Source organism: Mesorhizobium sp. M2A.F.Ca.ET.042.01.1.1 (assembly GCF_003997405.1).
Taxonomy (GTDB): Bacteria; Pseudomonadota; Alphaproteobacteria; order Rhizobiales; family Rhizobiaceae; genus Mesorhizobium.
This window is the reverse complement of record NZ_RZRX01000233.1, coordinates 1-10,390: the sequence shown is the minus strand read 5'-3', so window position 1 is coordinate 10,390 and position 10,390 is coordinate 1. Positions and strand designations below refer to the sequence as shown.

Sequence of the window (10,390 nt, the reverse complement as noted above, 5' to 3'; positions counted from 1 at the left end):
CCGCCCCCTTCATGATGGTGCTCTCGGCGACGCTGATCGTCGGCAACATCATCGCCGACATGCTGCTCGTGCTGCTCGATCCCCGCATCCGCCAGTTCGGGGAGCGCTAGATGCTGGCGCGCGATCCCTCCCCGCCGCCGCCGCCGGCCGAAGGCGTGGCCATAGCCGAGCCGGCGCATGGCAACGAAAGCTATATCGCGCTGGTCTGGCGGCGGCTGAAGCGCTCCTGGACCGGCATGGCCGGGCTCTTCCTGGTCGTGCTTCTGCTCGTCATGGCGGTGTTCGCGGATTTCATCGCACCCTCGGATCCGAAGGCGACCGATGTCGCCTTCGCGCCGCCGCAGGTGCCGAGCTTTCATGACAAGGACGGCAAATTCACCTTCCGGCCGAGGATCTATGCGCTGGCCGACTCGGCCGATCTCGATCCGGTTACCTTCCAGCCGATCGTCGGCCCCGACTACGACCACCCGCGCCTGCTCGGCTTCTTCGTCGAGGGCGCGCCCTACAGGCTGTTCGGGCTGATCCCGGCCGACCGGCACTTGTTCGGGTCGATGGACGGCCAGCCGGCGCATTTCCTCGGCACCGACAAGTTCGGCCGCGACGTGCTCTCGCGCGCCATCCACGGCTCGCGCGTCTCGTTGATGATCGCGCTGACGGTGGTCTTCATCATCACCGTTATCGGCACCACCGTCGGCATGGTTTCCGGCTATTTCGGCGGCAAGTTCGATATCTGGATGCAGCGCTTCGTCGAGCTGGTGCTCGCCTTCCCGCAGCTGCCGCTTTATCTCGCGCTGACGACATTGATCCCGGTCACCGCGCCCACCAATGTCTTCCTCGCCTTCGTCATCATCGTCATGTCGGCGCTGGGCTGGGCGCAGATGTCGCGCGAGGTGCGCGGCAAGACGCTGGCGCTGGCGCGGATCGACTATGTGCGCGCCGCCATGGCGGTCGGCGCCACCGACCGGCGCATCATCATCCAGCACATTTTTCCCAATGTGATGAGCCATGTGATCGTCGCGGTGACGATCGCCATCCCGACGGTTGTGCTGCTCGAAGCATTCCTCGGCTTCCTCGGCTTCGCGGTGAAGCCGCCGCTGATCTCCTGGGGGCTGATGCTGCAGGATACGGCGACCTATTCGGTCATCGGCACCTATCCGTGGATACTGTCGCCGGTCGGCTTCGTGCTGGTCACCGTGTTTGCCTTCAACGCGCTGGGCGACGGCCTGCGCGACGCCGTCGATCCTTATTGAGGTGGCCGGGATGACGACGATCGCGCTCGCGGAGAATTTCGCACCGGCCGTCCGGCTCGACCACGCCGCGCGCCATGAACAGCCCATCATCGATGCCCGCAACATCGAGGTCGCCTTCAAGGTCGAGCACGGCACCGTCGAGGCGGTGAAGGACGTCTCGTTCCAGCTCTATCGCGGCGAGACCATCGCCATTGTCGGCGAATCCGGTTCCGGCAAATCGGTGACCGCACGCACGGTCATGGGGTTGCTGTCGCGGCGGGCGACCGTGTCGCCACGCTCGAGCGTCGACTATCTCGGGCAGAACATCCTGAAATTCCCCGAGGCCGCCCGGCGCAAGCTGCGCGGCAATCGCATCTCGATGATCTTCCAGGAACCGATGAGCTCGCTCAACCCGATCTACACAGTCGGCGGCCAGATCGTCGAAGCGATCCGGGTGCATCGCAAGGTGAGCCGCAGGGAGGCCCGGGCGCGGGCGCTCGAGCTTCTCAAGCATGTCCAGATTCCCGAACCGGAAGCGCGGCTCAAGCAGTATCCGCATCAGCTCTCCGGCGGGCAGCGGCAACGCGTGATGATCGCGATGGCCCTGGCCAACGACCCCGATGTGCTGATCGCCGACGAGCCGACCACCGCGCTCGACGTCACGGTGCAGGCGCAGATCCTCAACCTGATCCGCAATCTTCAGAAGGAGCTGAAGATGGCGGTGATCCTGATCACCCACGACCTCACCGTGGTGCGCAAATTCTCCGACTATGTCTATGTCATGCAGCATGGCGAGATGCGCGAGCACAATGTCACCGAGCGGCTCTTCGCCAATCCGCAGCATCCCTACACGCAGCGGCTGCTCGCCTCCGAACCGCATGGCCGGCCGCAGCCGTTGCCGGAGGGGTCCGGCCCAATCCTCGAGGCGAATGGCGTGCGCGTCTGCTTCATGCTGCGCCACGGCACGTTCCTCAAACCCGACTGGCGCGAGCTGGTCGCGGTCGACGATCTCGACCTGAAGCTCTGCCGCCACGAGACGCTGGGGCTGGTCGGCGAATCCGGCTCCGGCAAGACCACCTTCGGCCAGGCGCTACTCAGGCTACAAGACGCCAAGCGCGGCGAGATCCGTTTCGACGGCCAGCCGATCGAGACGCTGTCGCGCGGCGAGATGCGGCCGCTGCGCTCGCGCATGCAGATCGTCTTCCAGGACCCGTTCTCCTCGCTCAACCCGCGCATGACGATCGGCCAGATCATCGAGGAAGGACTGGTCGTCAACAGGCTGGGCGCGACGCGGCGCGAACGGGTCGAGCGGGTGCGCGAGGCGCTGGTCAGCGCCGGCATGCCCGGCAACATACTGTCGCGCTTCCCGCACGAATTCTCCGGCGGCCAGCGGCAGCGCATCGCGATTGCGCGCGCCATTGCGCTGGAACCGGAATTCATCCTGCTCGACGAGCCGACATCGGCGCTCGATCTTTCGGTCCAGGCGCAGATCATCGACCTGCTGCGCAAGCTGCAGGACGAACGCGGCCTCAGCTACCTCTTCATCTCGCACGACCTCAAGGTGGTGCGTGCGCTGTGCCACCGCGTCATCGTCATGCAGCACGGCAGGATCGTCGAACAGGGACCCGTCGACGAGGTCCTTTCCAATCCCAAGACCGCCTACACCGAACGGCTCGTCAGGGCCGCTTTCGAGGTGGCGTAGACAAGGCCGGAGGCTCCAAAAGTGGCAAAGAATCCCAGGATCGCGTTCATCGGCGCCGGCTCGACGGTGTTCATGAAAAACATCGTCGGCGACGTGCTGCAGCGGCCGGCGCTGTCGGGCGCGACGATCGCGCTGATGGACATCAATCCGCAGCGGCTGGAAGAAAGCGCCGTCGTCGTCAACAAGCTGATCGCGACGCTTGGTGTCAAAGCCAAGGCCGAGACCTATTCGGACCAGCGCAAGGCGCTTGCCGGCGCCGACTTCGTCGTCGTCGCCTTTCAGATCGGCGGCTATGAGCCCTGCACCGTCACCGATTTCGAGGTGCCGAAGAAATACGGCCTGCGCCAGACCATAGCAGACACGCTCGGCGTCGGCGGCATCATGCGGGGCCTGAGGACCGTGCCGCATCTGTGGAAGATCTGCGAGGACATGCTTGCCGTCTGCCCCGAGGCGATCATGCTGCAATATGTCAACCCGATGGCGATCAACACCTGGGCGATCGCCGAGAAATATCCGACGATCAAGCAGGTCGGGCTCTGCCACTCGGTGCAGGGCACGGCAATGGAATTGGCGCACGATCTCGACCTTCCGTATGACGAGATTCGCTACCGCTCGGCCGGCATCAACCACATGGCGTTCTATCTCAAATTCGAGCATCGCCAGCCGGACGGCTCCTATCGCGACCTTTATCCCGACCTCGTGCGCGCCTATCGCGAGGGCCGCGCGCCGAAGCCCGGCTGGAACCCGCGCTGCCCGAACAAGGTGCGCTACGAGATGTTGACACGGCTCGGCTATTTCGTCACCGAGAGCTCGGAGCATTTCGCCGAATACACGCCCTATTTCATCAAGGAGGGGCGCGGCGACCTGATCGAGAAATACGGCATTCCGCTCGACGAATATCCAAAACGCTGCATCGAGCAGATCGAGCGCTGGAAAGGACAGGCTGAAGCCTACCGCTCGGCCGAGCGGATCGAGGTCGAGCAGTCCAGGGAATATGCCTCCTCGATTATGAACTCGGTGTGGACTGGCGAGCCGTCGGTGATCTACGGCAATGTCCGCAACAATGGCTGCATCACCTCGCTGCCTTTCGACTGCGCGGCGGAAGTGCCGTGCCTGGTCGACGCCTCCGGCATCCAGCCGACCTATATCGGCGACCTGCCGCCGCAGCTGACCGCGCTGATCCGCACCAACATCAATGTGCAGGAGCTGACGGTTCGGGCGCTGATCAACGAGAGCCGCGAGCACATCTACCACGCGGCGATGATGGACCCGCACACGGCGGCCGAGCTCGACCTCGACCAGATCTGGTCGCTGGTCGACGACCTGCTTGCCGCGCATGGCGACTGGCTGCCGGCCTGGGCGCGCGGCGGACGAAAGAGCGCGGCCGCCTGAAGCTGGGTTACGCGCCGGTCTTCTCGCGCGCCACGGCCTGCCAGCCGATGTCGTGCCGGTAAAAGCCCTGCGGCCAGTCGATGTGCTCGATCGCCGCATAGGCCTTGGCCTGCGCCTCGCCGACGGTCTTGCCGAGCGCGGTTACGTTGAGCACGCGGCCGCCATTGGCGACCAGCGCGCCGCCATTGATGGCGGTGCCGGCGTGGAAAATCTGGGCGCCATCACGCTCGGCCTCGTCGAGGCCACGGATGACCGAACCCTTTTCCGGCGTGCCGGGATAGCCCCTCGCGGCCATCACCACGGTCAGCGCCGTCTCGTCGCTCCAGCGGATCGACATATGCGCGAGCTGGCCGTCGACGGCGGCGTTGAGGAGGACGAGCAGGTCGTCCTTCAGCCGCATCATCAGCACCTGGCATTCAGGATCGCCGAAGCGGGTGTTGTACTCGATCAGCTTCGGGCCGCTCTCGGTGATCATCAGGCCGGCGAAGAGGATTCCGGCGAAGGGCGCGCCGAGATTGGCCATGCCGCGCATGGTCGGCTCGACGATCTCGCGCATGGTGCGCTCGGTCATTTCCGGCTTCATCACCGGCGCCGGCGAATAGGCGCCCATGCCGCCGGTGTTCGGCCCGGTATCGCCGTCGCCGACGCGCTTGTGGTCCTGCGCGGTGCCGAAGGGCAGGGCCGTGGCGCCGTCGCAAAGGCAGAAGAAGCTCGCCTCCTCCCCGGTCAGATATTCCTCGACCACGACCTCGGCGCCGGCGGCGCCGAATGCGCCCTCGAAACAGGCCTCCAGCGCGGCGTTCGCCTCCTCCAGCGTCATGGCGATGGTGACACCCTTGCCGGCGGCGAGGCCGTCGGCCTTGATGACGATTGGCGCGCCAGTCTTCTCGACATAGGCCTTGGCCGAGCTGAGATCGCTGAAGCGGCCATAGGCGGCGGTCGGAATGTCGAACTTGGCGCAAAGGTCCTTGGTGAAGCCCTTCGAGCCCTCGAGCCTTGCCGCCGCCTTGGACGGGCCGAAGACGCGAATGCCCCAGGCGCGCAGATCATCGGCGATGCCGGCGACCAGCGGACCTTCCGGGCCGACCACGACGAGGTCGATCTTCTTTTCCTGGCAGAAGGCGGCGACGGTGGAATGGTCGGCGACGTCGAGCTTCACCAGTTCGGCGACACGGCCGATGCCGGGATTGCCGGGCGCGGCATAAAGCTTCGTCAGCAGCGGCGAGGCAGAGATCTTCCAGGCGAGCGCATGTTCGCGGCCACCCGAGCCGAGAAGAAGAACGTTCATGGCCACCTCTTGCTGATCGTCTCCCCGAACCCGCTATTGGTCCGCAGGCGGCGGGTCAAGCCGTCTTGGCATTTTGGCGGCAATTGCGCACGGGAAAGCAGGGCAAACGCCGGGGACTGTCGAAGCCGCCCCGTGGATGACGAGGCAGGGCCGCTCAGCTCTGATAGATAACGGGGAACCAGTCCTCGCGCAGCTTCTGGCCCGGCTTCATGTCGTGGCCGGGATAGGGCGGCGAGGTGCGGCCGGGGCGCTCGACATAATGCGCGTCGTCGCCGACCCAGCGCAGCGACAGCGCGCGGCGCCGCGCCGAGGTCATGTTGCCGCGCGCGCCATGGGCGGTGCGGAAATCGAACAGGATGGCGTCGCCCGGCTCCATCTCCCATTCGAGCACCTTCATCGACGGGTCGTTGTCGGGATCGGGCACCGGCAAATAGTCGCCCTCGCCGGCATAGAAATTTGCGTCGTTCAGCCAGCGCACCGGCAGCACCATCTTTTCCCATTTATGCGAGCCGGCGATCAGCCGCAGCGTCGCTTCCTTCACCGGGTCGATCGGGATCCAGAAGCTCACCGTCTGGCTGCCGTCGACGAAGTAATAGGGAATGTCCTGGTGCCAGGGCGTCGGCTTCTGCGTGCCGGGCTCCTTGACCAGGACGTGGTCGTGGAAGAACTGGGCGTTGCGCGACTGCATGACGGCGGCCGCGAGCTCGGCGGCTGGCGATTCCTTGACGATCCTGACGAATTCCGGGATGCGCTCCCAGTTGCAGTAATCGTCGAAGAAGCTGCCCTTGCCGCCGGCGATGTCGGAGGCCGTGGCGCTGCGGTTCTGGATATTGCGCTCGATGCCGTCGGCGATGAGGTCGACCCAGTCCTTGAAGGCGCCGCGGATGCAGATCGCGCCGTCACGCTGGTAGTCGGCAATCGTCGCGGCGTCGATCTTCGGGCTGGCCATCGTGCTCTCCTGCTTGTCGATGACCGACTATCGCAAGAGCCCCACATTACGTAAAATAATAACTTGTCATCCTACTTATAGTTTTGACCTATGAAGTTCACACTCACGCAGTTGCGCTATGTCGTCGCCGTCGCCCGCCATGGCAGCGTCACCATGGCGGCCCAGGCGCTGAACGTGTCGCAGCCTTCGATCTCGGTGGCGATCGACCATGTCGAGGACGCGCTCGGCCAGAAGCTCTTCGTGCGCCAGCGCGGCAGCGGCGTTGCGCTGACATCCTTCGGCCGCAGGGCCGTCGCCAAGGCAAGGCAGGTGTTGGGCGAGGCGGACGAGCTGGCGGCGCTCGGATCGCGCGACGCCGATATCGGCGGCGAGCTGGTGCTCGGCTGCTTCGAGGACCTGGCGCCCTATTTCGCGCCGGCGCTGATGCGCGCCTTCGCAGAACGCTGCCCGGCCGTCACCGTCGTCATCGGCGACGAGACATTCGAGACGCTGGGGCGGCGCCTGGCCGACAGCGCCGTCGACCTCGGCCTCACCTATGATCTCGGCCTTCCAGGCCATTTCAAGCGCATTCTCCTGCATGAATTGCGGCCGCACGCGCTTCTGCCGGCCGGCCACGTGCTGGCGGACAAGCATGCCGTCAGCCTGGCCGAGCTTGCGCAGCATCCGCTGATCACCACCGACCAGCCGCATAGCTGGCAGCATATGCTGGACCTTTTCCTCAGCCGCGGCCTGTCGCCGATCGCCAGGACAACGACCAGCTCGTTCGAATTGCAGCGCTCCATGGTGGCCAACGGCTTCGGCGTCGCCGTCAGCTATACCAGGCCCCATGGCGACCGCAGCTATGACGGGCTGCCGCTGGTCTTAAAGCCGCTCTCAGATCCGCTGCCGATGCAGCGCATCATCCTGACGCATGACACACGCCAGCGCCTGTCGAAGGCGGCCACGGCCTTCATCGAGGTCGCCAAGGCATGGTTTGCCGGTCACGATGTTTTCACCGCCTGAGTTTTCGGCGCTTGAGCGACACCACGGCCGCTTGACGGCGCTGCCTGCTGCTGCCACTCCAGCGTGATGGAAACCGTCCAGTCGAAAGCGATCCAGGGCCGCGTCGCCGACGCGCCGAGCGGCCATTGGGTCTACCGGGTGCTGCCGCGCTGGCTGTGGCCTTACGCGCAGCTTGCGCGCTGGGACCGGCCGATCGGCTGGCAACTCCTTTTATGGCCCTGCTGGTGGTCGGCAGCGCTTGCCGCGGGCGCCTATCCGCGCCCGACCGACCCGCTGCTGACGCTGCTTCCAGCGCCCTGGTACTTGCTTTTGTTCTTCATCGGCGCGGTCGCAATGCGCGGCGCCGGCTGCACCTATAACGACCTCGCCGACGAGGACATCGACAACCAGGTCGAGCGCACCCGCTCGCGGCCGCTGCCAGCCGGCAAGGTGACGCGCCGCCAGGCCTGGATATTCGTCATCATCCAGGCGCTGGTGGGCTTGGCGGTGCTGCTGCAGTTCAACAGCTTCGCCATTCCGCTCGGCATCGCCTCGCTCGTGATCGTCGCGGTCTATCCGTTCATGAAGCGCATCACCAACTGGCCGCAATTCGTGCTGGGGCTCGCCTTCTCCTGGGGCGCGCTGATGGGTTGGGCGGCCGAGTTCGGCGACATCGATGACCCGGCGATCATGCTCTATATCGGCTCGATCCTGTGGGTGATCGGCTACGACACGATCTACGCGCATCAGGACAAGGAAGACGACGCCATCGTCGGCGTGCGCTCGACGGCGCGGCTCTTCGGCGACAACACCAAGATGTGGCTTAGCGGGCTCTATGGCGGCGCGCTGATCTGCTTCGCCATCGCCTTCGCCTCGGCGCAGGTGCCGATCGTGGCGCTGGCGGGACTGATCGCCGCCGGCGCGCATATGGGGCGCCAGATCATCCGGCTCGACATCAACAATCCGGACCAGTGCCTGAAGCTGTTCAAGTCGAACAACCAGGTCGGCTGGCTGATCTTCCTGGGGCTGATCGGCGGTTCGGTTTGGATATGGCTAAAGCCGATGGTGTAGCGGGGCTCCCCCTTCTCCCCTTGTGGGAGAAGGTGTCGCCGAAGGCGACGGATGAGGGGTGTTCCAGGGACAGCCAGCGTCTCACTCCGCTGGAACACCCCTCATCCGTCTCGGCGCTGCGCGCCGATCCACCTTCTCCCACAAGGGAGAAGGAAAAATCGCTGCTACTCCCTTGCAATGATCTCCTGGCCGTCGATGACGAGCCTCAGGCCCAGATTGCCGGCCTTGCGGCGGGCGAGGAAGCGCGGGCGGCGCGTGGTGGAGACGCGGCCCTTGCGGCGCTCCTGCGGCGGCAGCGCCTTGATGGCGGCGCCGAGCGATTCTTCCAGCGTACGGGCGATGCCGTCGGCCTCGATCAGCAGCATCGGCAGGCGATAGGCATCGGCCCAGGCGCGCCAGTCGGCGGCGACATCCTCGAGATCGTCGGCGACCAGCAGCGGCACCGACAGCATCGGATCATTGTGCAGGAGCTCGAGCGTCACGGTGACGTTGCCGTCCGGATCCTCCATGGCGCGGGCGGCCACGCCGCGGAACGCCTTGGCGGGCAGCGCGATGATCGCCGGCAAGCCGCTCATCTCCAGCATGCGGCGGATGACGGCGCCACGCTGGTCGATGGTGAAGGTCACATCGCCATAGTCGTCGCGGGTGGCATAGCTCACCATCTGCGGCAGGCGAAACGGGTCGAGACGCATGTTGCGCCCGGCCCAGACTGGCTTCAGTCCAGTGTTCATCGATGTCTTCCCTGTTACTCCTGAGGGCCGTTTTCCGGTTCTCTCAGGGCCGGTTTTTCCGGCCTCGTTATGGGAAGAAATGTTAGCGCTGGCTTCTTACCGGCGCGCTTAAGAAAGTCGGTTAAATTTTGCTGATCGGAGCCGATGGTTATCGGAATGCGACCGCCCACCAGATATGGGAAGGATCAGATAACCTTACCGGGATTCATGATGCCTGCGGGATCGAAGGCGGCCTTCACCCGGCGCATCAGGTCGATGGCCATCGGCGGCGCCGTGGCGATGAGCTCGTCGCGCTTCAACTGACCTATGCCGTGCTCGGCCGAGATCGAGCCGTGGAAGGAGCGCACGACATCATGCACGGCCTTGTTCATCGGGTGGTAGAGCTCGAGGAACGGCTCGTCCTGCCAGTCCACGGGCCGCGAGATGTTGTAGTGAAGATTGCCGTCGCCCATATGGCCGAAGCAGACCACGCGCGCGCCGGGGCAGACGCCTTCCACCACGCCGGCCGCCTTATCTATGAAGTCGGGGATCGAGGCGATCGGCACGGAGATGTCGTGCTTGATCGAGGCGCCCTCGGGCTTCTGGCATTCGGGCAGCGTCTCGCGGAAATTCCAGAAGGCGTCGCCCTGGGCCAGGCTTGCCGACACCACCGCGTCGCCGACGATGCCTTGCTCAAGGCCGGCTGACAGGACCTCCTCGATCAGCGCCTTGCCGTCCTCCTCGGAGCGTCCGGACGAGATCTGCATCAGCACATACCAGGGCCAGTCGTCGGCCAGAGGCCGCGTGATGCCTTGCCCGTGCTTCAGCGTGAAATCGTAAGGCCTTCTGGCGATCAGCTCGAAAGCGGTGAGCGAAGCGCCGGCCCTGTCCATCGCCAGGGTGAACAGCGACAACGCGTCGTGTGGGGATGACGGCAGCCCGGCAAAGGCGACCTCCCTGCCCTTCGGCTTCGGGAACAGCTTCAGCACCGCGGCGGTGATGACGCCGAGCGTGCCTTCGGCGCCAACGAAGAGGTTCTTCAGGTCGTAGCCGGTGTTGTCCTTCTTC

General features: G+C 65.2%; 9 protein-coding genes and 1 pseudogene. 6 read left to right on the top strand and 4 right to left on the bottom strand.

Annotated elements, in window-relative coordinates; genetic code table 11:
- The 4 genes and pseudogenes from EOA23_RS26995 to EOA23_RS26980 form a co-directional block, all read left to right on the top strand.
- Window positions 1–110 (top strand): annotated as a pseudogene (locus EOA23_RS26995) (ABC transporter permease); the annotation flags it as partial.
- Window positions 111–1,250, top strand: a complete 1,140-nt coding sequence (locus EOA23_RS26990) for an ABC transporter permease (protein ID WP_127306384.1) — start codon at window positions 111–113, stop codon at window positions 1,248–1,250.
- 10 nt (window positions 1,251–1,260) lie between these two features.
- Window positions 1,261–2,931, top strand: coding sequence for an ABC transporter ATP-binding protein (locus EOA23_RS26985; protein ID WP_127306383.1), 1,671 nt, complete (start codon window positions 1,261–1,263; stop codon window positions 2,929–2,931).
- A 21-nt stretch (window positions 2,932–2,952) separates the two neighbouring features.
- Window positions 2,953–4,323 carry an alpha-glucosidase/alpha-galactosidase gene (locus tag EOA23_RS26980; protein ID WP_127306382.1) on the top strand — a complete coding sequence of 457 codons (1,371 nt, stop codon included), beginning with the start codon at window positions 2,953–2,955 and terminating at the stop codon, window positions 4,321–4,323.
- Window positions 4,324–4,330: 7 nt separating this feature from the next.
- On the opposite strand, the gene purD is transcribed toward EOA23_RS26980, so the two are convergent.
- Both purD and EOA23_RS26970 read right to left on the bottom strand, forming a co-directional pair.
- Window positions 4,331–5,611, bottom strand: a complete 1,281-nt coding sequence (purD, locus tag EOA23_RS26975) for a phosphoribosylamine--glycine ligase (RefSeq protein ID WP_127306381.1) — start codon at window positions 5,609–5,611, stop codon at window positions 4,331–4,333.
- Window positions 5,612–5,765: 154 nt separating this feature from the next.
- Entirely contained in the window at window positions 5,766–6,560 is a 795-nt protein-coding gene (locus EOA23_RS26970) for a phytanoyl-CoA dioxygenase family protein (RefSeq protein ID WP_189341717.1), read from the bottom strand.
- A gap of 90 nt (window positions 6,561–6,650) precedes the next feature.
- Here EOA23_RS26970 and EOA23_RS26965 point away from each other — a divergent pair, with 90 nt between their 5' ends.
- Both EOA23_RS26965 and ubiA read left to right on the top strand, forming a co-directional pair.
- Window positions 6,651–7,562: a LysR family transcriptional regulator gene (locus EOA23_RS26965; RefSeq protein ID WP_127306379.1), complete on the top strand. Its 912-nt coding sequence runs from the start codon at window positions 6,651–6,653 to the stop codon at window positions 7,560–7,562.
- Between the two features lie 66 nt (window positions 7,563–7,628).
- Complete coding sequence (gene ubiA / locus EOA23_RS26960) at window positions 7,629–8,612, top strand: 4-hydroxybenzoate octaprenyltransferase (RefSeq protein ID WP_127306385.1); 984 nt, start codon at window positions 7,629–7,631, stop codon at window positions 8,610–8,612.
- Between the two features lie 164 nt (window positions 8,613–8,776).
- On the opposite strand, the gene EOA23_RS26955 is transcribed toward ubiA, so the two are convergent.
- Together EOA23_RS26955 and EOA23_RS26950 are read right to left on the bottom strand one after the other, a co-directional pair.
- Window positions 8,777–9,343: a DUF6101 family protein gene (locus tag EOA23_RS26955; RefSeq protein ID WP_126078596.1), complete on the bottom strand. Its 567-nt coding sequence runs from the start codon at window positions 9,341–9,343 to the stop codon at window positions 8,777–8,779.
- 185 nt (window positions 9,344–9,528) lie between these two features.
- A partial coding sequence (locus EOA23_RS26950; protein WP_145966491.1) for an FAD-binding oxidoreductase occupies window positions 9,529–10,390 on the bottom strand: 862 nt, incomplete at its 5' end.